Source organism: Belnapia rosea, assembly GCF_900101615.1.
In the GTDB taxonomy this organism is placed as follows: Bacteria; Pseudomonadota; Alphaproteobacteria; order Acetobacterales; family Acetobacteraceae; genus Belnapia; species Belnapia rosea.
Genome location: NZ_FMZX01000005.1, coordinates 90,630 through 112,253, shown reverse-complemented (window position 1 = coordinate 112,253; position 21,624 = coordinate 90,630). Strand labels below are relative to the sequence as shown.

Below are 21,624 nucleotides of genomic sequence, written 5' to 3'. Positions count from 1 at the left end.
CTCTCCTCAGACGGTCTGGAAGGCCGGTGCGTTCAGCACCCAGCCGGCAAGCTCGGCGACCTCGCCCGGCACCGGGCGGGCATTGCGGCCGGCGGCACTCCAGATCCCGGCTACCGTCTCCGCCACGGGGGCGCCGGCCGGGCCGAGGGCCAGCTCACCGAGGCGCCGCACGATGCCCTCCACGGGCGTGCGGGCGAGCTCGGCATAGAGGGGCGAGAATCCCATGCCGCCGCTGTTGCGGGCCAGGCCGAGCAGCATGGCCCAGCGGGCGCGGAGCGCGGAGGCGCCGAGATAGGGTTCCGCCTCCAGCGGCTGGCCATCCGGCGGGGCCCAGCCGAAGGGAAGCTGCCCGGCATTGGCAAGCTGGCCGAGGATCCCGGTGTTGGGCGCGAAGGGAATGTCGAGCGCCCGGACCGCGGCGGCCACGGCCTCGACCGGGCGACGGGTGCGGGAGGGTGCGGGGGCGAGGATCTCGGGCCCGGCGAGAAGGGCCCGGACCGTCTGCGCGATCTGGTCATCCTTCCCCATTCCCCGGGTCCAGGCCGCCTCGGCGCGCGTGATGGCGCTGGCCGGCGGCGGGTCTCCCAGCAGGAAGCGGGCGAGCTTGGTGCAGAGGAAGCGCGCCGTCGCCGGATGGGCGGCCAGCGCGTCCAGCACTGCCCGCCCGTGCGCCATGGCCGGGGCGAAGGGGTCGAGGTCCTGGCCGAGGAAGTGCTTCTGGTAGGGATCGTGCCACTGGGCGACATAGGCGAACTCGCCGGTGCGCGGCAGGGCGCGGGCGCCGTCGAAAGCCTGGCCGGAGGCGATGCTCCAGCCGGTCAGCGCGCGGGCGGCCTCCCAGACATCGGCATCGACATAGAAGGCGGGCCTGCCATCGGGAAGCCGCGGCACGTCCCGACCGGTGCGGGCGCTGCCGCGATAGGCGGCGCGTCCCAGCGTATGCAGCTCCAGCAGCTCGCGGGCGTAATTCTCGTTCGGCGCGCCGGCGCGGGAGCTCTGGTTGTTCAGGTAAACCAGCATCGCCGGGCTGGTCGCCATCGCCTCCAGCAGCGCGCGGAAGGAGCTGAGCGCATGGGCACGGATGCGCCCGTCATGGTCGGGCAGGGAGGCGGCAACCCGGCCATCGGCCTGGAAGGCAACGTTGAAATGGTCGTGCCAGAACTCCACCAGCCGCTCGCGGAGCTGCGCCTCGGCCGCCGTCCTGCGCAGCAGGGTCGCCAGGCTGAGCTCCAGGCGCGGCCGCTCGCGCTCGGCGGGGGGGATGCGCACCCCCTGGCGGAACTCGCCAAGCCGCCAGCGCTCCGCCTGGGTCTGGCGCAGGGCAACGGGCGGGCGGATCTCGTCGGTGATCTGCTCGCCCGGGCCCGCGGCGTAGCGGATGGGGATCAGCACCCCGTCGATGCGGGCCTCCACCGCCGGCTCCAGGGCGGGCAGGGCGAGCTGGCGGTCGAGCCAGGCCGCGAGGCCGGTGCGGGCGAGCGCCTCCGCCTCCCCCGGCCGGGCGCCATAGGCGGCGCGGGCCAGGATGCGGTGGGCGCCGGCGAGGTCGATCGGCGTGACGGCGGCCATGGCCGGGAATGCCCTCCATGCTCGGCCCCCAGCGGGGCGCTTCCGGTCGCCTGATCCTATACCATCGGTATGCGCAAGGTCGAGCGAACTCCCGTGGCGTGCTGTATCCCTCCGGGCACTCTGGACAGGGCCTCCGCCATGGCCTATCGCCCGGCAATGCGCGCCGATGCAGAATCCCTGAACGAGCAGATCACCGCTTCGGTGTCCCTGCTGAGGAGGCATCTTTGACTGGGATGCCGCACTCCGACGTCTCGATGAGCTGAACGCCAAGGCCGAGGATCCCGGCCTGTGGAACGATGCCGAGGCCGCCAACAAGCTGATGCGGGAACGCTCCCGCCTCGCCGACCAGACCGAGGGCGTGGCCCGGCTGGAACAGGCCGTGCGCGACGCGATCGAGCTGGTCGAGCTGGCCGAGGCGGAGGGTGATGCGGCGACGGCCGATGCCGCCGTCGCCGACCTCCAGGCGCTGGCCGCCGAGGCCAAGCGGCGCGAGATCGAGAGCCTGCTCTCCGGCGAGGCCGACCAAAACGATGCCTATATCGAGGTCAATGCCGGCGCCGGCGGGACCGAGGCGCAGGACTGGGCTGAGATGCTGCTGCGCATGTACCAGCGCTGGGCCGAGCAGCATGGCTACAAGGTGGCGCTGACCGAGCAGTCGGATGGGGAAGAGGCCGGCATCAAGTCGGCTACCCTCCAGGTCACCGGCCCCGCCGCCTATGGCTGGCTGAAGACCGAGACGGGCGTGCACCGCCTGGTGCGGATCAGCCCCTTCGGCGGCAACGACAAGCGGCAGACCAGCTTCGCCAGCGTCTATGTCTACCCGGTCGTGGACGACAAGATCGAGATCGATATCAACCCGGCCGACATCAAGACTGACACCTTCCGGGCCTCGGGCGCCGGCGGCCAGCACGTGAACAAGACGGAATCCGGGGTGCGCTTCACCCATATCCCGACCGGGATTGTGGCAGCCTCCACCCAGGACCGCAGCCAGCACAAGAACCGCGCCATCGCCATGAACATGCTGAAGGCGCGCCTCTATGAGCTGGAACTGTCCAAGCGCGAGGCGGTGGCGGCCGGTATCGAGGCCGGCAAGACCGATATCGGCTGGGGCCACCAGATCCGGAACTACGTGTTGCAGCCCTATCAGCTGGTGAAGGACCTCCGGACAGGCGTCGAGAAGGGCAACCCGGCCGCCGTGCTGGATGGCGACCTCGACGAGTTCATGGCGGCGGCGCTGGCCTCGCGGGTCGGTGCGACACGGTCGGAGGCCTCGGCCTCCGCACGCTGAGCCCTGGGCCACAGGCCCGGGACGTAAGCCTGACGGTCGTCGGCGATGAGATCCGTTACCTAGGAGCGGTGCACCGCCAATGCATGGCAGCCCCCGAACGCGACAAACCCATCCCGGGGGGTGGGATGGGTCTGCCTCGCGGGGGAGGGGGGCGGAGGGAGGCTAAGGGTCAGCAGGGATTCCGGGCGCTGGCGCCCGGGGCTGTTGGCTGATCAGCCGCCCTGGCTGACGAGGCGGCCTGCGAGGGTGGGGCTGGCGGCCTGGGCGGGGACATAGACCAGGGCCTGCTCCCGGCCACCGCCGACGAGCTGGGCGACATAGCGGCCCTCATGCTGGGCGGCGGTCTGGCCGGAATAGGCCACGGTGCGGCTGTTGGCCTCGCCGGTGATGCGGGCATAGCCGCCGCCGACCACATTCTCGCTCGGCATCCCATACTCGACGCGGGGGCCACCATCGGCACCGCCACCAATCAGGCGGGGGCCGTTGTCCTGCGCCTGGGCGGCACCGGCAGCGGTCAGGGCAATCAACGAGGCAAATACGGTATTGCGGATCATGGCTTGACTCTCCTTCGGGATGGGGGCCGCCCGAGGCTCGAAACCCTCGCCGGCCCTCTCTGTGACCCGGAAGATGGCCCCCGCGGTGCCCGGAGGCCAATGCGAAGCCCGGATAGGGTTCATCCACCGTATGGATGGGTGAGCCTGCCCGGCCCCGGCTAGCTTCGCCATGACCCATGGAGGATGCCATGCCACGAGACAGGGTGATGCCCGCCGCCGAGGCCGGGTTCCAGGCCGCCATCGACCACTACTGCGCCGCCTTCGGCCGGGACGCGCTGCCTTGCCTCTTCGCCGCGCGGGGCGGGGCGGAGCCGATCGCCGCCGCCATGCTGGCCCATGCCGTCACCGCCCGCCGCCCGCTGGCCTATGCCGCCATTGCCGAGGCGCTTGGTGCGCCGCCGCCGCCGATGAGCGGGGCGCTGTAGCCCCGGGCGGTGGCGCGGCGCTCTTTCGCCGTCTGGCGCCGCCGGCGCGGCGGCGGCAGGATCGGCCTTCCATCTGGGAAGGAATCTCCATGACCGAGCGCTGGCAGCCGAGCGAACGCTACCCCGACCCCGCCATCGTTGCCCTGCATCCCTCCTTCAAGAAATACCACCTCGCCCTCTCGGCGGTGGAGCGGCTCTGGACCGGCTCCCGCTGGGGCGAGGGGCCGGTCTGGCTCGGCGACATGCGCAGCCTGCTCTGGTCCGACATCCCGAACAACCGCGTGCTGAAATGGGACGAGGCGACGGGCGAGGTCAGCGAGTGGCAGAAGCCCTCCAACAACGCCAACGGCCATACGCGGGACCGCGAGGGCCGCATCGTGGCCTGCGAACATGCCGGCCGCCGCGTCGTGCGCTTCGAATACGACGGCAGCGTGACGGTGCTGGCCGACAGCTACCAGGGCCGGCGCCTCAACAGCCCGAACGACGTGGTGGTGAAGTCGGACGGCTCCATCTGGTTCACCGACCCACCCTTCGGCACCTATGCCTTCTATGAGGGCATCAAGACCGAGGCCGAGCTGCCGCACACCAACCTCTATCGCGTCGATGGCAAGACCGGCGCCATCACCTGCGTCGCCGACGACATCGACCATCCTAACGGCCTGGCCTTCAGCCCGGATGAGAGCCTGCTCTACGTCATCGAGAGCCGCAGCAGCCCGCGCAACATCCTGGCCTATGACGTAACGGGAGAGGGCCTGCGCAACCGCCGCATCTTCGTCGCCTGCGCACCGGACGAGACGCCGGACGGCTTCCGCGTCGATATCGACGGCAATCTCTGGTGCGGTTGGGGCATGACGCCGGCGCTGGATGGCGTGCGCGTCTTCAACAGCGGCGGCGATCCCATCGGCCATATCCACCTGCCGGAACGCTGCGCCAATCTCTGCTTCGGCGGGCGGCACCGGAACCGGCTGTTCATGTCCGCGGCGCAGTCGCTCTTCGCGCTCTACGTCAACACGCAGGGCGTGGCGGGAGGCTGAGGCAAGCCCCGATCGGGGGTATGGGCCCGGCCGGGCAGCAGCGTGAAGCGCTTTCCGTCATCCAACGGGAACGGGCGAAGCCCTAGCCTCGCCCTTCACCTTCCGGCCAGCCATCCCGGTCCCGCAGCATATGGACCGGGACCTGGAGGCAGAGGCTCTGCGCCGGCAGCACGTCACGCCAGTCGGCGATGAGCTTCTTGTAGGCCTGGCCGACGCGGCGGATGCGCCGGTCGAGATCGTAGAGGCCAAGCGGGTTCTGCCGTCCGTTCCGCTCGCGCAGCGCGGTGTCCCAATCCACCTGGTCGGTCAGCGAGAACCAGGTGAAGCCGACGATCGGCATGCCGTCATTCCTGACGCGCAGCACATTGGCCCATTGCTTCCAGAGCCATTGCACCGCCTCGTCGCCGCGCGGGCCTTCCTGCAGGTTGGTCTCGGTATGCATCACCGGCAGGCGGTAGCGGTCATGGTATTGGCGGGTGATCGTGGCATAGCCGAAGATCTCGCCCGAGGCCTTGGTGCGGCCATCAGCCGATACGAGGTGCTCGTTCGTCACGTAGTAGTCGTTGCCCATGATGCACCAGCGCTTCAGCCGGTGCTGCATGAAGAAGCGGTACTCCTCCCGCGTCATGCCGTTGTCGAGCAGGTAGTCGTACATCTCGGAGGAAACGCGGACGCCATAATTCAGATCGAGCGAGAGAAAGCGCTCGGCATTGCGGATCTCGGCGGGGCCGATGGCGGCGGGGCTGTCGGCGTGAAAATACTCCGAGCTCTCGCTCTGGATGAAGAGCGCATCCGGCCGCACCTCGAGGATCGCCTCCATCGCCAGCACATTGGCGCGGACCACATGCTTGAGGGCGGTGACGAAGCCGCGGTCGCTGCTCAGCTGCTCATTCCACCAGCCATAGCGGGCGGAGAAGACCGCGGTGATGTACATCTCGTTCACCGGCGTATAGAGCTGCACCCAGGGGAAGCGCTCAGCAAAGGCCCGCGCATAGGTGGCGAAGGCGGCCGGGAAATCGGGGTTCTGGAAATCCCCGAGCCAGTCCGGCAGGCCGAAATGGCAGAGATCGACGATGGGCACGATCCGCAGCCGCCGCATCTCGGCAAAGACCTGATCGGCATAGTCCCAGTCGTGCCGCCCGGGGCCGAGCAGCGTGCGGTGCAAGGGCGGGCCGATGCGCAGGAAGCCGCAGCCGATCTCGGCCACCAGCGCCAGATCCTCCTGCCAGCGGGCGTAGTGGCCGCATTCCTCCATCTGGTCGCGCCGGACACGCCCCCCCTCGATGGTTGGGTTGCTGTTCTCGATGCCGGTGGCGAACATGAAATAGGTCACATTGGCGCAACGCGCCTGCCATGCCCGGGTTCACGGCGGCAACAACCCGCGCGGCACCGTCACCGTCAGTGACAGCAGGCGGAAGGAGGCGGTCTTGCCATGGCCGTCGAGGTTCAGGCTGCCATTCACCCCGCCCTCCAGCACGTCGTCGATCACGAAGTTGAAGGCGTGCAGCAGCGGCAGGTCGTAGCGCGTGCAGCGCGTCGCGCCGCGATGGGCGAAGAGGTCCAGCACCCGCGCCTCCGTCACCTGCTCCGCCAGCAGCGGGTAGAGGGATGGGTCATAGGGGATGAGCGAGATATTGGCGCGGTTGCCCTTGTCGCCGGCGCGGGCATGGGCAACGGCGTGCAACGGAACCTCCATCCCGGTCATGGCGACTCTCCTCGGCAGCCGAACGGATGAATTTTGATCAACGTGAGTGTTAGCTTCGAGCCGTGCCGGCATGGAGCCGGATCGGTACCGGGGCGGGAGAAAGTACCAGTCCGATGCTCCGTACCGGCCTGCTTGCCACTGCCCTTGGCCTGTCCCTCGGTGCGGCGACCTTCGTGACGCCGGCCGAGGCCGCGTCGCGCCTGTCCGGCGGCGGCACCGGGGCCGATATCGATGAAGGTGGCCATCGCGGCTGACCGCGGCGCGTCGGGGCTGGGCATCATGCCAGCTCCGCCGCGCTGTGCAGCGTGAAGCGGGTCGGCACCCGCTCGCGCAGCACGAGGTAGCTGCGCGTCAGGATGCGCGGCGTCACGCGCCAGCGGGCGCCGCCGGTGCCGGCGGTGCCGCAGCAGAGCATCGCCAGCGCCTCCCGTGCCGCCTGATCCACCGCATCGCGGTCCGGTCCCTCGGCGGCGAGGCGGATGCGGAGCTCAGGCGGCTCGGGCCCGTCATAGCCGCGCCAGAGCGTGCCGGCATCGCTGTCCAGCACGCTGGCGAGGCCGATGAGGTCGGCCCGGGCGCGGACCGGCAGCCCCCGCATCTCCAGCCGCCGCAGCAGCACATCCGCCGTTGCACGGGCGCGGGCGAGCGCATTGGGGCCGGCGACCGAGACTTCCCCCTCGCCCAGCCAGCTGCCTTCGAAGCAGGCGGTGACCTTCAGCGTCTCCGGCCGGGCATGGCCGCGGAGGCCATGCACCGCCACGCGGTCGGGGCCGGCCTGCTCGAGATGGCAGCCGGTGATGTCGAGCACCACGTCCGGCGTGATGTAGCGGGCAGGGTCATGCAGCTCGTAGAGCAGCTGCTCCTTCACCGTGCGCAGGTCGACGATGCCGCCGGTACCCTCCGGCTTGGTGATGGTGAGCCCGCCCTCCGCCGTCACCTCGGCGATGGGGAAGCCGATATTGGCGGGGTCGGGTATGTCCTTGAAGCCTGGGTCCCAGAAGACGCCGCCGGTGACCTGGCTGCCGCATTCCAGCAGATGGCCGCAGGCGGCGCCGATGGCGAGCGCCTGCCAGTCATCCGGCCCCCAGCCGAAATGGTGCATCAAGGGGGCGATGGCCAGCGCCGGGTCCGAGGTGCGGCCGGCCACCACCACATCGGCGCCGGCGGCCAGCGCGGCGGCCAGCGGCTCGGCGCCGATATAGGCATTGGCGGCGATCAGCCGGGCGGTACGCATGTCGAGGCTGCCATCCGCCTCATGCACCGGGAGCTGGTCCAGGGCGATCCGGCCCATCACGTCGTCGCCCTCGACGATGGCGACGCGGAGGCCGGGCAGGCCGAGGCGCGCGGCAAGCCGGGCGATCAGGCGCGCCGCGGCGGGTGGGTTGGCTGCGCCGAAATTGCCGAGGATCGGGATGCGGTGGCGATGGCAGTCGAGGAGGATCGGCTCCAGCAGCCGCTCCAGCATCGGCTCGTAGCCGGCCTCCGGGTCACGGCGGCGTTCCAGCTGGGCCAGGGCCACGGTGCGCTCGCCGAGGGTCTCGAAGAACAGGGCTGCGGGCAGGCCGCGCGCGACCAGGCTGCGGACGACGGGGACCGGCGCATCCACGCGGTCGCCCGAGAACCCGCTGCCATTGCCGACCAGGAATGTCATGGCGCTCCTCCCGCCTTGCTTGGCGGAGAGCATGGCGCCGAACGCCGTGGCAGGCCATGGCGCTGCGGATTTTTCTCGCCAGCCCTGCCACGCCGGATGCCGCCGTACCGCCTTGAGGCCGGATCGGCGCTCCAAGCCGGGCCGGTCCTGGTCTAGTCTCCGCCGCTTTCCGCCCGACTGGAGTCGCCTCATGCCCGTCATCAACCGCATCGCCGATTTCGCTGCCGAGATGGCCGAATGGCGGCAGGACTTCCACCGCCACCCGGAACTCGGCTTCGAGGAGCGGCGGACCAGCGATGTGGTGGCGGCGAAGCTGGCCGAATGGGGGATCGAGGTGCATCGGGGCCTGGCCACGACCGGCCTCGTCGGCGTGCTGCGGAATGGCGGCAGCGGGCGCAGCATCGGGCTCCGGGCCGATATGGATTGCCTCGCGATGCAGGAGCAGAGCGGGGTGCCGCATGCCTCCACCATCCCGGGCCGCATGCATGCCTGCGGCCATGACGGTCATACGGCGACGCTGCTCGGCGCCGCTAGGTACCTGGCGGAGACACGGAATTTCGACGGCACCGTCCATTTCATCTTCCAGCCGGCCGAGGAGGGCGGCGGCGGCGGCCGGGTGATGGTCGAGGAGGGGCTGTTCGAGCGCTTCCCCTGCGATTCGGTCTACGGCATCCACAATGCGCCGGACCTGCCGCTCGGCGAATGCTCCGCGGTCGCGGGGCCGATCATGGCGGCGTCCGACGGCATCGCCATCACCGTGCGCGGCGTCGGCGGGCATGCCGCCAAGCCGCATATCGCCATCGATCCGGTGATGGTCGGCGCGCATATCCTGGTGGCGCTGCAGGCGGTGGTGGCGCGGCGCATCGATCCGTTGAAGAGCGCGGTGCTGAGCGTCACCCAGTTCCATGCCGGCAGCGCCGGCAACGTCATCCCCGATACGGCGGAGCTGCGCGGCACCGTCCGCACCCTGCTGCCCGAGGTGCGCGACCAGATGGAGCGGCTGATCGCCCAGGTGGCCGAGAACACCGCCGCCGCGCATGAGGCGGTGGCGGAGGTGACCTATACCCGCCGCTACCCACCCACGGTGAACCACGCGGCGGAGACCGACCGGGCGGCCGAGGCGGCCGGGCGGGTACTCGGCGGCGCCAAGGTGCATCGCGACCTGCCGCCCGTCATGGGCGGCGAGGACTTTTCCTTCATGCTGCTGAAGCGGCCCGGCGCGTTCCTGTTCATGGGGCAGAAGGGCACGGATCGCGGCGGCGTGCCGGTGCATCATCCGCACTACGACTTCAACGACGACCTGCTGCCGATCGGGGCGAGCTACTTCGCCACACTGGTGGAGCAGGAGCTGCGCCGGGGCTAGGCCCGGGGGTCCGGCCCCGCCTGCGGCGTCGTCGCCACGGAATGCTCGTTGGTACGCTTGGCCTGCTTGACGCGGGTCCATTGCCAGACGCCGATCGCCGCGCCGACGATGAGGGTCATGGCGAAAAGCCAGACCACGAGACTGTCCGAGTCCATGTCTGTCTGCTCCCTGGCGGATCTCGCGGGGCAGACGCGAGGGGCGGGGCGGCGGTTCCACCGCTCCCGCCTGGAGTCACGATTCCGTGCGTTCCGGCGCGATCTCCGTTCGCAGCAGGTCGAGCGCTGCGAGCAGCATCGTTTCGTAGCGGGCGCGTGCGGCGGCGGTACTTTCCGGCGTCCAGCTCCAGAAGCCCTGGCCCGTCTTCGGGCCGAGCTTGCCCTCCTCCACCAGCCGGGTCAGCGTCGGCCCCGGCGCATCGCGGGTGGTGAGCGAGGGGTAGATCGTCGCTGCCGCGGCAAGCTGGGTCTCGAGCCCGGCGAGCTCCTTCTGCAGGATCGGCCCCGCCCCCATCAGCCGCATGCCGAAGGTGAAGCGCACGGCGCGGTCCACATCCTCCGGCGTGGCGAGGCCCTCGTCGATGGCATTGAAGGCCTCGCGTACCATCGCGTGCTGGATGCGGTTGGCGAGGAAGCCCGGCACGTCCCGCGCCACGCGGATCGGCACGCGGCCGAGGCTCGCCATGATCGCCGCCAGGCGCTCGCAGATGGCCGGGTCGGTCCGCTCGCCCTGCACCACCTCGACGCCGGGGACGAGATGGGCGGGCAGGAAGAAATGCAGATTCGCCATGCGGCTGGCGGTGGCGCAGCCCGCGGCGATATCGGTGATGCGGAAGCCGGAGGCGTTGCTGGCGATGGGCACGCCCTCCGGCACCAACCGGTCGAGGCTGGCGAAGACCTCGCGCTTCAGCGCCAGGCGCTCCGGCACCGCCTCGATCACCACAACGCAATCGGCGAAGCCGATATCCTCGAGCCGGGCAACGAGGTCGAGCGCCTCGACGCGGGAGGCCGGCGCACCAAGCTGGGCCAGCGAGGCGGCGACGCGGTCGAGCCGGGCCGGCCAGGATGCGCGGTCCGGCTCCGCCGCCGTGACGCGCCAGCCGCCGGCGAGGAAGATGGCGGCGATGTCGCAGCCCATCAATCCGAAGCCGATGATCGCCGCCTGTCCTTGCGCCCCCTGGTTCCGTGCGCCGTCCTGCATCGCCGTTATCCTCCCGGCTCGTTCAGGCTACGACGATGCTGTGCCGGCCGACCTCTCGCAAGGCGGCAGAATCCGGGCTCGGAGATGCGTGGCAGCAGTACGTTGCCTTGGTGATGTGCGAGAAGGCGAGGCGCGGGTTCACCCGATGCGCGGCCCCTTGGGCATCGGGCGCGAAGGGCGCTACAAGCTTCCCATCACCAATCCTTGGAGAATACCGGATGCGTCGTCGGGCCCTGCTTGTCACCATGGCGACGCTGGCTGCCCCCACCATCCTGCGCGCGCAACAGCGCCAGGGGCCGCCGCATGAATGGATCTTCGGCGCCTGGACGGGCGGCATCTTCCCGCCGAACGACGCCGACAGCCCCGCCTGCTTCGGCAGCCCGACGGTGGTCTTCACCCGGGACATCGTCATGCGCGCCAGCATGCTCGACACGCCCTACCGGCAGCGGGTGATCGAGACGGTGGCGCTGCAGCCGAACGGCCTCGAATTCCGCTTCCTGCCGGCGGCACCGCTGGGCAGCGCGCTCGGCAACCGCCTGCCGCCCGATATCGGCTTCGGCTGCGGCGGCAGCCCGGACATCCTGCGGGTGGAACGGCGCGGCCCGGACGAGATCGCCTTCACCGATTGCAGCGACTTCCCCTCGCCGCTGCGCCGCTGCGCCCGCCGGTCCTGACGCCATGCGCATCGCCCTGATCCACGCCCTCCGGCATTCCCCGCCGCCGATCGAGGCTGCCTTCGCGCACGCCTGGCCGGAGGCGGTGCTGATGAACCTGCTGGATGACAGCCTCTCGGCCGATCTCGCCCGCGCCGGATCACTGACGCCGGCGATGACGGAGCGCTTTCTCACCCTCTCCCGCTATGCGGCGGGGACGGGGGCGGACGGCATCCTCTTCACCTGCTCCGCCTTCGGCCCCTGCATCGAGGCGGTGGCGGCGGAACGGGCGCCGATGCCGGTGCTGAAGCCGAACGAGGCGATGATCGAGGCGGCGGTGGCCGAGGCTCGCCGCCTCGCCCCGGGCCGGCGGCCCCGCATCGGGCTGCTGGCCACCTTCCAGCCGACGCTCGACACCATGCCGCCGGAATTCCCCGGGGATGTGGAGGTGGTGCCGCAACTCGCCGCCGGGGCGCTGGCCGCGCTCGACCGGGGCGATGCGGCCGAGCATGACCGGCTGGCGGCCGAGGCGGCGCGCGGCCTCGCGGGCTGCGACGTGGTGGCGCTGGCGCAGTTCAGCCTGGCGCGGGCCGCGCCGCTGGTGGAGGCCGCCACCGGCCGGCTGGTCCTCACCACGCCGGACAGCGCCGTTGCCAAGCTGCGGCGCCTGCTGCTCGGCTGAGAGGGCAGGGGCCATGCATGCCATCGACGTGCTGGTGCAGGGCTATCCCGAGCGGTCGCTCTGCCATGGCGGGCTCGGCTGGAGCACCATCGCCCTGCTGCGCGGCCATGGCCGCGTCATCCTCGTCGATGTCGGCGCCTATGGCGTGCGGCCGGAATTCGGCCGCCAGCTCGCGGCGGCCGGCGTCGCGCCGGAGGCGGTGACGGATGTGGTCCTGACCCATGCGCATTGGGACCACTCGGTGAACTTCACCCTCTTCCCCAAGGCGGAGATCTGGATCGGCCGGGCGGAGATGGACTGGGCGGCGCGGGAGCCGCCCGGCTTCAACCCGCTGCCCGAGCTGCATGTCGAGGCGCTGGCCCGCCACCCGGGGCTGCACCTGCTGGAGGATGGCGAGGCCTTCCTCGACGGCTTCACCGCGCATCTCTGCCCCGGCCATACGCCCGGCTGCCTCGTCTACCGGCTGGAGGGCAATGACGTGCCCGTCCTCTTCAGCGGCGACGCGGCGAAGAACCGGGCGGAGCTGCTCTCGCTCGCCACCGACATGACGATGGACGCACCGGCCAGCCGCGCCAGCCTCGAGCGCATCTGGGCCTTGTGGCGCCAGGTGCCGGGCACGCTGCTGATCCCCGGGCATGACCTGACCATGCGACTCGATGCCACCGGACGCCCCGCCTATATCGGCCAGCGCCGCGCCGGCATCGCCGCCTGGTTCAGCGAGGATCTCGCGGTGATGCAGGAATTCGACATCACCGAACCGCGCTTCTGAATGGCCCCGCCGCTGCGTGCCTGGATCCGGCTGCCCTCGGGCCGGCGACTCGACCTCCTCTCCCCGACGCCCTTCGACTGGACGGAGGAGGATCTGGCGATCGGCCTCTCGCGCACCTTCCGCTGGGGCGGGCACTCCATCTGGCCGGGGGCGCCCCTCTCGGTCGCGCAGCATTCACTGTCGGTGCTGGCATTGCGGCAGGCGCGCGCCACACTCACCCCGGCCCAGGCGCGGCGGGAATTGCTGCACGATGCCGAGGAAGGGCTGATCAATTTCGACTGCATCTCGCCGCTGAAGCCCTTCCTGGGCGCCGGCTTCGCCGAATTGCAGGCGCGGCTGCAATCCGTCATCGCCCTGCGCTACGGCCTGCCGGCCTGGACGCCGGAGGAGCGGCGCGCCCACAAGGCCTGCGACATCGCCCTGGCGGCGGCCGAGGCGGTGCATGTCGCCGGCTGGACGCGGGCGGAGGTGCGCGGAACGCTCGGCATCCGCGCCAGGGTCATGGAGGAGGATCCGCTGGTCGCCCCGTATGGCGGGGAGCCCTGGCGGCCCTGGCCGCCGGAGCTGGCAGCGGAACGCTTCCTTCAGGTCCTGGCCGAGTTGTAGCCGCGAGTCGGGCGCAGAAGCAGGTAGCGCGTCACCCTTCCCATGCGTGTTCCCGATCCGGCCAGATTGGCCGGACGGGGCAGCGATGTGCCCTGCAGCATCCGCAGCCGCAAAAGTTGCGGCGTCATCACAAGGAGGTTTGGCGGGAAAAGACTGGACTTATCAGCGTTTAGACAGAATTCTTCATGCTTCGTTCCAAGCACTTCCGGTAAGGACCTCGCACGCCATGATGGCGGGCTCCCATATTGCGCTCGGCATGGCGGCCTGGATGGCTGCGGCGCCGCATCTCGGCCAGCCGCCGCTGGCGCCGGGGGCGATGGCGCTGGCCGCGTTGGGCGGGCTGCTGCCGGATATCGACCACCCCAAATCCTGGGTTGGCCGACGGGTGCGCCCGGTATCCGACATCCTCGCCGCGCTGCTAGGGCATCGGGGTGTCACGCATTCGCTGCTGGCGGTGGTCGGCTGCTGGCTGCTGCTGCGCCACCAGGCGGTGCCGGTCGCCTGGGCAGCACCGATCATCATCGGCTATCTCAGCCATCTGGGCGCCGACCTGCTGACGCCTGGCGGGCTGCGCCTTGCCTGGCCCCTGCGGGGCACCTGGGCCCTGCCGCTCTGCCGCACCGGCTCGGCCTTCGAGCCGCTGGTGGTGGCGTTGCTGATCGCCGCCGCCTGGGCCAGCCTGCCCCAGCGCCCCGATCCACGGACGCTGGCGGAACGCTGGGGCCTCTGCTTCACCTGCGAGGCGTTGCCGCTGCCCCCGCCGGCGCCGCCCCGCCCACCTCGCCGCCGCCTGGCCGCGCAATCAACTGATGGTTCGCAAGCCCTCGCCGATGCCCGGCAGGGTGGCCTGGAAGGGCGAAGCCATTCCACTATGCCGGGATGACGACGCTCCTCGCCGATATTGGCGGCACCAATGCCCGCTTCGCCCTGCTGGACGGCCACGAGCCCGGCCCCGCGACCAGCCTCGCGCTCGACGATTTCCCCGGCATCGCCGAGGCGATCGCCGCCTTCCTCGATGACGTCCCCCGACCCCAGGCGGCGGTACTCGCCGTCGCCGGCCCGGTCTCGAACAACAGCGTGCGGCTGACCAACCGGGGCTGGGTGGTGGATGGGGCGGCCCTCGGGCCGCGACTCGGCATCCCGCGCATACAGGTGGTGAACGACTTCGCCGCCCAATCCTGGGCCCTGCCGTATCTGTCCGGGCCGGACCTGCACCCGCTCGGCGGCGGCCCGGCGCAGGCCGGCGCGCCGCTCGCCGTGGTCGGCCCCGGCACCGGCCTCGGCATTGGCGCCTTCCTGCCGCAGGGTTCGGCTCCTGGCCGGGCGCTGGTGACGGAAGGCGGCCATGCCAGCATCGCCACGCATGACGAGCGGGAGGCGGCGGTGGTCGCCTGGCTCCGCGCGCGGCATGGCCATGTCTCGGCCGAGCGGCTGCTGTCCGGCCAGGGGATCGAGAACCTCCATGCCGGGCTGGCAGCCATCGATGGCATCACGGTGGAGCCGCTCGAGGCCCCGGAGATCACCACCCGGGCGCTGGCGGGCAGCGACCCGCGGGCGGCGGAGGTGCTGGACGTCTTCTGCGCCATGCTCGGCAGCCTGGCGGGTGACCTGGCGCTGCTCTATGGCGCGCAGGGCGGGGTCTATATCGCGGGCGGCATCTGCCCGCGCTTCCCGGACTACCTCGCCGCCTCCCGCTTCCGCGCCCGGTTCGAGGAGAAGGGCCGGTTCCGCACCTGGCTGGAGCCCGTGCCGGCTTGGCTGGTCATGCGGCACGACGCGGCCATGCTGGGCCTCTCCGCCATCGCCCGGGGCTGAGGTGAGGGTATGTGACAGGCGATGCGCTGCGCTGAGCGAAGGCCGTTGCCGGGAAGCTGCTTGCATCATGCAAGCCGGAATGCTTGCATGATGCAAGTCATAGGGAATCCCCGCCATGGGCCGCACCGATTTCACCCAGATGCGCTGCCCGATCGCGCGCGCCATGGCCGTGCTCGGCGAGCGCTGGTCCATGCTGGTGCTGCGCGAATGCTTCTACGGCACCACGCGGTTCGACGAGTTCGAGCGCAACCTCGGCATCGCGCCCAACATCCTCTCGGCCCGGCTGCGTGACCTCGCCGGCCATGGGCTGATCGAGCGGGTCCCGGCCGGCGGCGCGCGGCATGAGTACCGTCTGACCGAGAAGGGGCGGGACGTCTTCCCCGTCTTCCTCGCCCTCAAGGCCTGGGCGGATCGCTGGATGGTCGGGCCAGAAGGCTCCCCGGTGGTGCTGGAAGAGCGGGCCACGGGCCAGCCGGTGCGCAGCCCGCCGCTGCTGTCCTCCAGCGGTGTGCCGCTGCGGCTCGAGGATATCCGCGTTCTGGCCGGGCCGGGCGCCGGCCGCAGCCTCCGCGCCCGCCTGGAGGAGGCCGAGCATGGCTGATGGCACCACGGCCCTCGCCGCCACCCCCTTGGCCGCTGCGGCACCCCCTTCGCCGGCCCCACTCGGCATCCTGCTCCGCCGTGTCTGGGCGCTGGCGGCGCCGACCACGGCAATCGCCGCGCTGCAATCGGCGGCGCAGCTGGCGGAGCCCTGGCTTGCCTCCCGCCAGGGTACCGCGGCGCTGGCCGGCTGGGCGGTGGTGCTGCCCTTCGCCCTGCTGATGCAGCAGATGTCGACCGGGGCGATGGGCGGCGGCGTGGTCTCCGCCATCGCCCGCGCGCTCGGCGCCGGCCGGCGCGAGGAGGCCTCGACGCTGGTCGTGCATGCGCTGGTCATCGCGCTCGGCTTCGGCCTGCTCTTCGCCCTGGTGCTGGCCGGCTTCTCCCACGCCATCCTCGGCCTGATCGGCGGGGCGGAGGCTGCGGCGGCCGCGGCGTCCTATTGCGCCTGGCTGTTCGGCGCCGGCGCCGTCCCGGCCTGGATGGCCAACACCCTCGCCTCCGTGCTGCGCGGCGGGGGGCGGCATGCGCTGGCCTCGCGCGTGCTGCTGCTCGGCTGGATCGCCTACCCGCCGCTGGCCTGGGTACTGATGGAGCCGGCGGGCCTCGGCCTCGCGGGCATCGGCATCGCCTTCGCCATCAGCATGGCGGCGGCCAGCATCGGCATGGCGGTGGTGGTGCTGCGCGGCGGCGCGGGCTTCACGCCCGATCTGCGCGTCCGGCTGCAGGCGGCGCTGTTCTGGCGCATCCTCTCGGTCGGCCTCGTCGCCTGCGCCATGGCGACGATCGCCAACCTCGCCACCATCCTGGTGACCGCGCGCATCGCCGCCTACGGGCCGGTGGCGGTCGCGGCCTATGGCGTCTCGGCGCGGATCGAATTCCTCATGGTGCCGCTGTCCTTCGGCGTCGGCTCGGCGCTGACGGCGCTGGTCGGCCGCTCGGTCGGCGCGGGCGACTGGGGGACGGCACGGCGCACCGCCTGGGCCGGGGCGCTGATGGCGCTGGCCGTCACGCTGGTGGTCGGCGTCTTCGTCTCGGTGGCGCCGGGCTTCACCGCCGCCTCCTTCAGCCGGGACCCGGAGGTGGTCGCCATCGCCACCCAGGCGCTGTCGGTCATCGGCTTCGCGCTGCCGGGCTTCGGCGTCGGCATGGCGCTCTACTTCGCCAGCATGGGCGCGGGGCGGATGGCCGGCCCGGTGCTGGCGGCGGTGACCCGCGTCGTCCTGGCGGTGGGCGGCGGCTGGTTGCTCTCGGACATCCTGGGCTTCGGGTTGCAGGGCCAGTTCGTCGCCGTGGCGCTCGGGATCAGCGCCTATGGGCTGATCACCGCGGCCTCGGTGCGGCGGGGGGTCTGGTCCGCCCGCTGACCGCCTACCCCCCCCGCTGCACTACCCCCGCTGCACCCAGGGGGTGCGCTGCCAGAGGCCGCGGTAGTCCGCCTCCTGCCGGCGCAGCCGGTCGAACCAGGCGAGACCGGGCTCATAGGCGGGCTCGGTGAAGCGGTCCTCCAGGGCGCGGATGAAATCCGGGTCGCGGGCGATGTCGGCCGTCGCCTCGCGCAGCCGGGCGAGGATGGCAGGCGGCGTGCCGGCGGGCGCCACGATGCCGCGCTCCGAGGCCATGGTGATCGGGAAGCCGAGTTCCGTCAGCGTCGGCACCTCGGGGCCGAAGCGGCTGCGCCGGGCCGCGGCCTGGGCGAGGATGCGGAAGCCCTGCGGCGCGGCGGTAACGGCGCCGAGGTTGAGCCCCATCAGGTCGACCTGCTTGCCGAGGACGGCGGTGCGCAGCTGCGGGTCGCCCTGGAAGGCCACGTGGTTCAGCCGGATGCCGGCCGCCACCTGCAGCAGGACGAGCTGCAGGTGGTCGTCCGTCCCGATTCCCGGCGAGGCGTAGGTGATGCGCTCCGGCTCCGCCTTCGCCCGGGCGATGACATCGGCGAGGGTGCGGTAGGGGCCGTCGGCATGGGCGGTGATGGCGCTCGGGTCCGTCACCAGGTTGGCGATGGGGGCGAAGTCGTCGAGCTTGAACTGCGCCTGCCGCTCGATCGGGATGGTGAGCAGGCCGGGATAGTTGGTGGTGCCGAGGGTATGGCCGTCCGGCTTGGCGCGGGCCACGGCGCCGAGCGCCAGCTCGCCCCCCGCCCCGGGCCGGTTGGTGATGACGACGGTGCCGCCGAGTCGCTGCTCCAGCGCGCGGCCATAGCTCCGGGCATCGAGATCCGTGCCGCCGCCGGCGGTGAAGCCGACGATGATCTCGATCGGCCGCTCCGGGTAGCGAGCGGTCTGGGCGAGGGAGGGGGCGAGGGCGGGGGTGGCGAGGCCCGCCCCCAGCAGGGTACGCCGGGTAAGGCTCATGCGCCGCGCTCCTCGTTGCTGTTGCGCCCCTCGTTTCCATCGCGCCAGGCGATGAGGCGACGAAGGCCCTCGCGCATGTCCACCTCCGGCGCCCAGCCGATGGCCGCCTTCGCCGCCTCATGGGCGATGCGGAAGGCGCCGCCCGAGGTGAGGCGGACCTTGCCCGGCTCGGCGCCGATGAACTCCGGCGCCTTCCCGCCGCCGAGCAGCTCGGTCACCAGCTGCACCAGCTCGAGCGTCGTGGTCGGGGCGGGGCCGGAGGTGTTGACCGCCACATCCGTCGCCCCGCTCTCGAAGGCCATGCGGTTGGCCCGCGCCAGGTCGCCGACATAGACGAAATGCTTGGTCTCCGAGCCGTCGCCGAAGACCTGCGGCGCCTCGCCACGCCGCAGCCGGTCGATGGTCTCGATGATGTAGAGGGCATTGGCGGCGCGGTAGTGCTGGCGCTCGCCATAGACCGTGCTGTAGCGCAGCACGACATAGTCCTGGCCCCATTTGCGGTAGGCGTCGCGGCAGAGCTGCTCGCCGATGATCTTGCTGGCGCCGTAGAGGATGGCCGCCGGCGGGGCGCCGGCGGAATGAAAGGGCGTGTCCTCCACCAGCTCGCCGGCGACGCCGGGGCCGTAGCCGTAGGTGGCGTTGGAGGAGGCGAAGACGAGCTTCCGCACGCCATTGGCGCGGCAGGCCTCCAGCACGTTCTGCACCCCGCGGATATTGACGTCGAGCCCGCTCCAGGGGTCGCGGTCCATCGACAGGGTCATGTAGGCAGCCAGCTGCAGCACGCCGGCCAGGCCCTCGGTGGCGCGCAGCAGGTCGGCCATCCGCATCACGTCGCCGCGCACCAGGCGGAGGCGCGGATGGTCCTTCAGATGGGCGATGGCGGCATCCGAGCCAAAGGCGAAATTGTCGAACAGCACGACCTCCGCCGCGCCATGGTCCAAAAGCTCACCGGCGGTGGCGGAGCCGACCAGGCTCGCGCCGCCGATGATGGCGAAGCGGTTGCCCGCGATGGGGACCGATGCGGCCATGCGTCTCTCTCCCGATTTCCTTGGGCGCCATCCAAGCGCGATGCGGGGTGCAGGCCAAGCCGCATTGTTTCGAACGGCGGCCGCGCACGATCCCGGGCGCGGGGGCCTGGCCGGTTCGACCAGGAACGAATGGCTGGATACAAGGGCGGCCATGCGCGTTCGGGCTTGCCGAGCCGCACGGGACGAGACGCGGGATCACGAGCCCGCCTGAGCCAAATGGGGAAGACCATGCCTGCCATCACACGTCGCGCCGCGCTCAGTGCCAGCCTCGGCACCGCCGCCCTCACCATCCTGCCCGGCCGTCCGGCCCTGGCGCAGGCCGGCTGGCCCAACCGGCCGGTGCGGATCATCGTCCCCTTCAGCGCCGCCGGCACCACCGACATCGTCGCGCGCCTCCTGGTGGAGCCGCTGACCGCGCGACTCGGCCAGTCCGTCGTCGTCGAGAACCGCCCCGGCGCCGGCGGCAATATCGGTGCCGAGGCGGTGGCCAGGTCCACCGACAACCACACGTTGCTGATGACGACGATCGGGACGGCGGCCATCAATTACGGCCTGTATCGCAACACCATGCCCTACAAGCCGGAGGACCTCGCCGCCGTCTCCAACATCGCGGCGGTGCCGAACGTGATCATCGCCGCCCCGCAACTGCCGGTGAAGACCCTGCAGGAGGCGGTGGCCCTGGCCAAGCAGCGGCGGGACGGGCTGACCATCGCCAGCTCAGGCAACGGCACCAGCCTGCACCTCACCGGCGAGCTGTGGAAGCAGGTGGCCGGCATCAACCTGGTGCATGTCCCCTTCCGCGGCTCGGGCCCGATGCTGACCGAGGTGATCGCCGGCCGGGTGGACATGGCGGTGGACAACCTGCCCTCCTCGCTCGGCCATATCCGCGACAACCGCGTCCGCGCCCTGGCGGTGACGACGGCCGAGCGCAGCCCGGCGGTGCCCGATGTGCCGACGACGCATGAGGCCGGCTATCCGGGCCTCGACGCCACCGCCTGGTTCGGCATCCAGGCCCCCGCCCGCATGCCGCCGGAGATCGTGCAGCGCCTGTCTCAGGAGCTGCAGGCGATCGTGCGGGACCCGGCGGTGCGGGCGAAGATCGAGGAGCAGGGCGCCCAGCCGGTGGGCGACACGCCGGAGCAATTCGCCGCCCACATCAACCAGGAGATCGCCCGTTGGGGCGAGGTGATCCGCAAGGCGAACATCCAGCTCGACTGAGCCAAGGGATCATGGGCCTGGGCGTCAGGGGGCGGCGCCGAGCGAGATCCCCTTGGCGCGGATGACGCCGCCCCAGCGCTCGCGCTCCTCCGCCAGATAGGCCTCGATGGCGGCCGCCTCCAGTGGCGGCTGCACGGCGAGGCCGAGATCGGCGAAGCGGCGGACGAATTCCGGCTCCTGCTGCACCGCGGCGAGGGCGGTGCGCAGGCGGGCGAGCACCGGCTCCGGCACCGCCCGCGGCACGGCGATGCCGAACCAGGTGGTGGCCTGATAGCCCGGCAGGCCGCTCTCGGCGATGGTCGGCACATCCGGTAGCACGGCCAGGCGCTCGCGCGTCGTCACCGCCAGGGCGCGCAGCCGCCCTTCGCGGATCTGCGGCAGGGAGGTGCCGATGACGTCGAACATCACCTGCACCTCGCCCGCGGTCAGCGCCAGCAGCGCCGGGGCGCTGCCGGGATAAACCACATTGGTGAGCGGCACCCCGGCCCCCATGGCGAAGAGCTCGGCGGCGAGCTGGATGGGGTTGCCGAGGCCGACCGAGGCGTAGTTCACCCCATCCGGCCGCGCCTTCGCATGGGCGACGAATTCGGCGACGCTCCGCACCGGCAGGCCCGGCGGCACCACCATCACCAGCGGCGTCTCCACCACGATGCCGACCACGAGGAGGTCCCGCGCCGCGTCATAGGGCAGCTGGCGGTAGAGCAGCGGGTTCAGCACGGTGCTGGCGCCGCTGGCCATCAGCAGGGTGAGCCCGTCGGGCGCCGCCTGGGCCACCGCCCCGGCGCCGATGATGGTATTCGCCCCCGGCCGGTTCTCCACCACAACCTGCTGGCCGAGCTGCGCCCCGAGGCCGGCGGCGAGGGCGCGGGCCAGGATGTCGGTCAGCCCACCCGGCGCATAGGGCACCACGAGGCGCGGCGGGCGGGGCGGCCAGGGCTGGGCCGCGGCCGGCCTCCCCAGGGCAGCGAGCGGCAGGGCGAGCGCGGCACGGCGGGCGATCGGCATGGTCGGTTTCCTCCATCGTTGCGGCCATGCTCGTCCGGCGGGGCGCAGATGACAAATCCGCCGCCGCTTGCCTGGGGCGTGATCCGCAATCTCCGGATCGCGGATCAC

The 21,624-nt window shown here is 71.4% G+C and carries 24 protein-coding genes; 14 read left to right on the top strand and 10 right to left on the bottom strand.

Going from position 1 to position 21,624, the window contains the following annotated elements:
• Nucleotides 1-6: 6 nt before the first annotated feature.
• The gene (locus tag BLR02_RS12280; protein ID WP_176849537.1) at nucleotides 7-1,569 is read right to left on the bottom strand and encodes a DUF1800 domain-containing protein; all 1,563 of its coding nucleotides are present in this window, start codon (nucleotides 1,567-1,569) and stop codon (nucleotides 7-9) included.
• A 156-nt stretch (nucleotides 1,570-1,725) separates the two neighbouring features.
• Here BLR02_RS12280 and prfB point away from each other — a divergent pair.
• A protein-coding gene (gene prfB / locus BLR02_RS12275; protein WP_143018114.1) for a peptide chain release factor 2 occupies nucleotides 1,726-2,857 on the top strand; the annotation gives its coding sequence in 2 pieces (ribosomal slippage) (nucleotides 1,726-1,794 and nucleotides 1,796-2,857; 1,131 coding nt in all).
• A 212-nt stretch (nucleotides 2,858-3,069) separates the two neighbouring features.
• On the opposite strand, the gene BLR02_RS12270 is transcribed toward prfB, so the two are convergent.
• Nucleotides 3,070-3,411 (bottom strand): hypothetical protein, encoded by a 342-nt coding sequence (locus BLR02_RS12270; protein WP_090563937.1) that lies wholly within the window; start codon nucleotides 3,409-3,411, stop codon nucleotides 3,070-3,072.
• Nucleotides 3,412-3,599: 188 nt separating this feature from the next.
• Here BLR02_RS12270 and BLR02_RS12265 point away from each other — a divergent pair, with 188 nt between their 5' ends.
• Both BLR02_RS12265 and BLR02_RS12260 read left to right on the top strand, forming a co-directional pair.
• Nucleotides 3,600-3,836, top strand: a complete 237-nt coding sequence (locus BLR02_RS12265) for a hypothetical protein (RefSeq protein ID WP_143018113.1) — start codon at nucleotides 3,600-3,602, stop codon at nucleotides 3,834-3,836.
• Between the two features lie 89 nt (nucleotides 3,837-3,925).
• Nucleotides 3,926-4,870 carry an SMP-30/gluconolactonase/LRE family protein gene (locus BLR02_RS12260; protein WP_090563941.1) on the top strand — a complete coding sequence of 315 codons (945 nt, stop codon included), beginning with the start codon at nucleotides 3,926-3,928 and terminating at the stop codon, nucleotides 4,868-4,870.
• Between the two features lie 82 nt (nucleotides 4,871-4,952).
• Here the strand turns inward: BLR02_RS12260 and BLR02_RS12255 are convergent, their stop codons facing one another.
• Both BLR02_RS12255 and BLR02_RS12250 read right to left on the bottom strand, forming a co-directional pair.
• Nucleotides 4,953-6,203, bottom strand: coding sequence for a family 1 glycosylhydrolase (locus BLR02_RS12255; RefSeq protein WP_218127926.1), 1,251 nt, complete (start codon nucleotides 6,201-6,203; stop codon nucleotides 4,953-4,955).
• 30 nt (nucleotides 6,204-6,233) lie between these two features.
• Nucleotides 6,234-6,575 carry an AtuA-related protein gene (locus tag BLR02_RS12250; protein WP_090563943.1) on the bottom strand — a complete coding sequence of 114 codons (342 nt, stop codon included), beginning with the start codon at nucleotides 6,573-6,575 and terminating at the stop codon, nucleotides 6,234-6,236.
• Between the two features lie 113 nt (nucleotides 6,576-6,688).
• On the opposite strand from BLR02_RS12250, the gene BLR02_RS29475 reads away from it, so the two are divergent.
• Nucleotides 6,689-6,829, top strand: coding sequence for a hypothetical protein (locus BLR02_RS29475; protein ID WP_176849536.1), 141 nt, complete (start codon nucleotides 6,689-6,691; stop codon nucleotides 6,827-6,829).
• Between the two features lie 23 nt (nucleotides 6,830-6,852).
• Here the strand turns inward: BLR02_RS29475 and BLR02_RS12245 are convergent, their stop codons facing one another.
• Nucleotides 6,853-8,226 (bottom strand): acyclic terpene utilization AtuA family protein, encoded by a 1,374-nt coding sequence (locus BLR02_RS12245; protein WP_090663399.1) that lies wholly within the window; start codon nucleotides 8,224-8,226, stop codon nucleotides 6,853-6,855.
• 190 nt (nucleotides 8,227-8,416) lie between these two features.
• On the opposite strand from BLR02_RS12245, the gene BLR02_RS12240 reads away from it, so the two are divergent.
• Nucleotides 8,417-9,589 carry a M20 aminoacylase family protein gene (locus BLR02_RS12240; RefSeq protein WP_090663398.1) on the top strand — a complete coding sequence of 391 codons (1,173 nt, stop codon included), beginning with the start codon at nucleotides 8,417-8,419 and terminating at the stop codon, nucleotides 9,587-9,589.
• Here the strand turns inward: BLR02_RS12240 and BLR02_RS29470 are convergent.
• Nucleotides 9,586-9,744, bottom strand: a complete 159-nt coding sequence (locus tag BLR02_RS29470; protein WP_176849535.1) for a hypothetical protein — start codon at nucleotides 9,742-9,744, stop codon at nucleotides 9,586-9,588. The two genes, BLR02_RS12240 and BLR02_RS29470, sit on opposite strands and share 4 nt — an antisense overlap.
• 76 nt (nucleotides 9,745-9,820) lie before the next feature.
• Nucleotides 9,821-10,786 carry a 3-hydroxyacyl-CoA dehydrogenase family protein gene (locus tag BLR02_RS12235; protein ID WP_090663396.1) on the bottom strand — a complete coding sequence of 322 codons (966 nt, stop codon included), beginning with the start codon at nucleotides 10,784-10,786 and terminating at the stop codon, nucleotides 9,821-9,823.
• A gap of 218 nt (nucleotides 10,787-11,004) precedes the next feature.
• Between BLR02_RS12235 and BLR02_RS12230 the strand changes: the two genes are divergently transcribed.
• The 8 genes from BLR02_RS12230 to BLR02_RS12195 all read left to right on the top strand — a co-directional run bounded on the left by BLR02_RS12230 (nucleotide 11,005) and on the right by BLR02_RS12195 (nucleotide 17,278).
• Entirely contained in the window at nucleotides 11,005-11,460 is a 456-nt protein-coding gene (locus BLR02_RS12230) for a hypothetical protein (RefSeq protein ID WP_090563951.1), read from the top strand.
• 4 nt (nucleotides 11,461-11,464) lie between these two features.
• The gene (locus BLR02_RS12225) at nucleotides 11,465-12,121 is read left to right on the top strand and encodes an arylsulfatase (protein ID WP_090563953.1); all 657 of its coding nucleotides are present in this window, start codon (nucleotides 11,465-11,467) and stop codon (nucleotides 12,119-12,121) included.
• Between the two features lie 13 nt (nucleotides 12,122-12,134).
• Nucleotides 12,135-12,890, top strand: a complete 756-nt coding sequence (locus BLR02_RS12220; RefSeq protein WP_090663394.1) for an MBL fold metallo-hydrolase — start codon at nucleotides 12,135-12,137, stop codon at nucleotides 12,888-12,890.
• Nucleotides 12,891-13,496, top strand: coding sequence for a phosphohydrolase (locus BLR02_RS12215; protein ID WP_090663392.1), 606 nt, complete (start codon nucleotides 12,891-12,893; stop codon nucleotides 13,494-13,496).
• A 226-nt stretch (nucleotides 13,497-13,722) separates the two neighbouring features.
• Nucleotides 13,723-14,379 (top strand): metal-dependent hydrolase, encoded by a 657-nt coding sequence (locus tag BLR02_RS12210; RefSeq protein ID WP_090663390.1) that lies wholly within the window; start codon nucleotides 13,723-13,725, stop codon nucleotides 14,377-14,379.
• On the top strand, nucleotides 14,376-15,311 hold the full coding sequence (gene glk, locus BLR02_RS12205) for a glucokinase (RefSeq protein ID WP_090663388.1): 936 nt from the start codon (nucleotides 14,376-14,378) through the stop codon (nucleotides 15,309-15,311). Before BLR02_RS12210 ends, glk begins: the two co-directional genes overlap by 4 nt.
• A gap of 115 nt (nucleotides 15,312-15,426) precedes the next feature.
• Entirely contained in the window at nucleotides 15,427-15,912 is a 486-nt protein-coding gene (locus BLR02_RS12200; protein ID WP_090663386.1) for a winged helix-turn-helix transcriptional regulator, read from the top strand.
• Nucleotides 15,905-17,278, top strand: coding sequence for an MATE family efflux transporter (locus tag BLR02_RS12195; protein WP_090663384.1), 1,374 nt, complete (start codon nucleotides 15,905-15,907; stop codon nucleotides 17,276-17,278). The genes BLR02_RS12200 and BLR02_RS12195 overlap by 8 nt, the downstream gene beginning before the upstream one ends.
• Before the next feature lie 21 nt (nucleotides 17,279-17,299).
• On the opposite strand, the gene BLR02_RS12190 is transcribed toward BLR02_RS12195, so the two are convergent.
• A complete protein-coding gene (locus BLR02_RS12190; RefSeq protein WP_090663382.1) occupies nucleotides 17,300-18,265 on the bottom strand; it encodes a tripartite tricarboxylate transporter substrate binding protein in 966 nt (321 codons plus the stop codon).
• Nucleotides 18,262-19,293, bottom strand: coding sequence for an NAD-dependent epimerase/dehydratase family protein (locus tag BLR02_RS12185; RefSeq protein ID WP_090563965.1), 1,032 nt, complete (start codon nucleotides 19,291-19,293; stop codon nucleotides 18,262-18,264). Before BLR02_RS12185 ends, BLR02_RS12190 begins: the two co-directional genes overlap by 4 nt.
• Before the next feature lie 228 nt (nucleotides 19,294-19,521).
• On the opposite strand from BLR02_RS12185, the gene BLR02_RS12180 reads away from it, so the two are divergent.
• Nucleotides 19,522-20,511: a Bug family tripartite tricarboxylate transporter substrate binding protein gene (locus tag BLR02_RS12180; RefSeq protein ID WP_090663494.1), complete on the top strand. Its 990-nt coding sequence runs from the start codon at nucleotides 19,522-19,524 to the stop codon at nucleotides 20,509-20,511.
• Nucleotides 20,512-20,535: 24 nt separating this feature from the next.
• Here BLR02_RS12180 and BLR02_RS12175 read toward each other — a convergent pair whose 3' ends face one another.
• On the bottom strand, nucleotides 20,536-21,516 hold the full coding sequence (locus BLR02_RS12175; protein ID WP_090663380.1) for a Bug family tripartite tricarboxylate transporter substrate binding protein: 981 nt from the start codon (nucleotides 21,514-21,516) through the stop codon (nucleotides 20,536-20,538).
• Nucleotides 21,517-21,624: the final 108 nt, after the last annotated feature.

Excerpts from the sequence above, each read along its gene's own strand:
- BLR02_RS12280 (WP_176849537.1), bottom strand. The coding sequence starts at position 1,569 with ATGGCCGCCGTCACGCCGATCGACCTCGCCGGCGCCCACCGCATCCTG.
- BLR02_RS12270 (WP_090563937.1), bottom strand. The coding sequence starts at position 3,411 with ATGATCCGCAATACCGTATTTGCCTCGTTGATTGCCCTGACCGCTGCC.
- BLR02_RS12265 (WP_143018113.1), top strand. The coding sequence starts at position 3,600 with ATGCCACGAGACAGGGTGATGCCCGCCGCCGAGGCCGGGTTCCAGGCC.
- BLR02_RS12260 (WP_090563941.1), top strand. The coding sequence starts at position 3,926 with ATGACCGAGCGCTGGCAGCCGAGCGAACGCTACCCCGACCCCGCCATC.
- BLR02_RS12250 (WP_090563943.1), bottom strand. The coding sequence starts at position 6,575 with ATGACCGGGATGGAGGTTCCGTTGCACGCCGTTGCCCATGCCCGCGCC.
- BLR02_RS29475 (WP_176849536.1), top strand. The coding sequence starts at position 6,689 with ATGCTCCGTACCGGCCTGCTTGCCACTGCCCTTGGCCTGTCCCTCGGT.
- BLR02_RS12245 (WP_090663399.1), bottom strand. The coding sequence starts at position 8,226 with ATGACATTCCTGGTCGGCAATGGCAGCGGGTTCTCGGGCGACCGCGTG.
- BLR02_RS12240 (WP_090663398.1), top strand. The coding sequence starts at position 8,417 with ATGCCCGTCATCAACCGCATCGCCGATTTCGCTGCCGAGATGGCCGAA.
- BLR02_RS29470 (WP_176849535.1), bottom strand. The coding sequence starts at position 9,744 with ATGGACTCGGACAGTCTCGTGGTCTGGCTTTTCGCCATGACCCTCATC.
- BLR02_RS12235 (WP_090663396.1), bottom strand. The coding sequence starts at position 10,786 with ATGCAGGACGGCGCACGGAACCAGGGGGCGCAAGGACAGGCGGCGATC.
- BLR02_RS12230 (WP_090563951.1), top strand. The coding sequence starts at position 11,005 with ATGCGTCGTCGGGCCCTGCTTGTCACCATGGCGACGCTGGCTGCCCCC.
- BLR02_RS12225 (WP_090563953.1), top strand. The coding sequence starts at position 11,465 with ATGCGCATCGCCCTGATCCACGCCCTCCGGCATTCCCCGCCGCCGATC.
- BLR02_RS12220 (WP_090663394.1), top strand. The coding sequence starts at position 12,135 with ATGCATGCCATCGACGTGCTGGTGCAGGGCTATCCCGAGCGGTCGCTC.
- BLR02_RS12215 (WP_090663392.1), top strand. The coding sequence starts at position 12,891 with ATGGCCCCGCCGCTGCGTGCCTGGATCCGGCTGCCCTCGGGCCGGCGA.
- BLR02_RS12210 (WP_090663390.1), top strand. The coding sequence starts at position 13,723 with ATGATGGCGGGCTCCCATATTGCGCTCGGCATGGCGGCCTGGATGGCT.
- glk (WP_090663388.1), top strand. The coding sequence starts at position 14,376 with ATGACGACGCTCCTCGCCGATATTGGCGGCACCAATGCCCGCTTCGCC.
- BLR02_RS12200 (WP_090663386.1), top strand. The coding sequence starts at position 15,427 with ATGGGCCGCACCGATTTCACCCAGATGCGCTGCCCGATCGCGCGCGCC.
- BLR02_RS12195 (WP_090663384.1), top strand. The coding sequence starts at position 15,905 with ATGGCTGATGGCACCACGGCCCTCGCCGCCACCCCCTTGGCCGCTGCG.
- BLR02_RS12190 (WP_090663382.1), bottom strand. The coding sequence starts at position 18,265 with ATGAGCCTTACCCGGCGTACCCTGCTGGGGGCGGGCCTCGCCACCCCC.
- BLR02_RS12185 (WP_090563965.1), bottom strand. The coding sequence starts at position 19,293 with ATGGCCGCATCGGTCCCCATCGCGGGCAACCGCTTCGCCATCATCGGC.
- BLR02_RS12180 (WP_090663494.1), top strand. The coding sequence starts at position 19,522 with ATGCCTGCCATCACACGTCGCGCCGCGCTCAGTGCCAGCCTCGGCACC.
- BLR02_RS12175 (WP_090663380.1), bottom strand. The coding sequence starts at position 21,516 with ATGCCGATCGCCCGCCGTGCCGCGCTCGCCCTGCCGCTCGCTGCCCTG.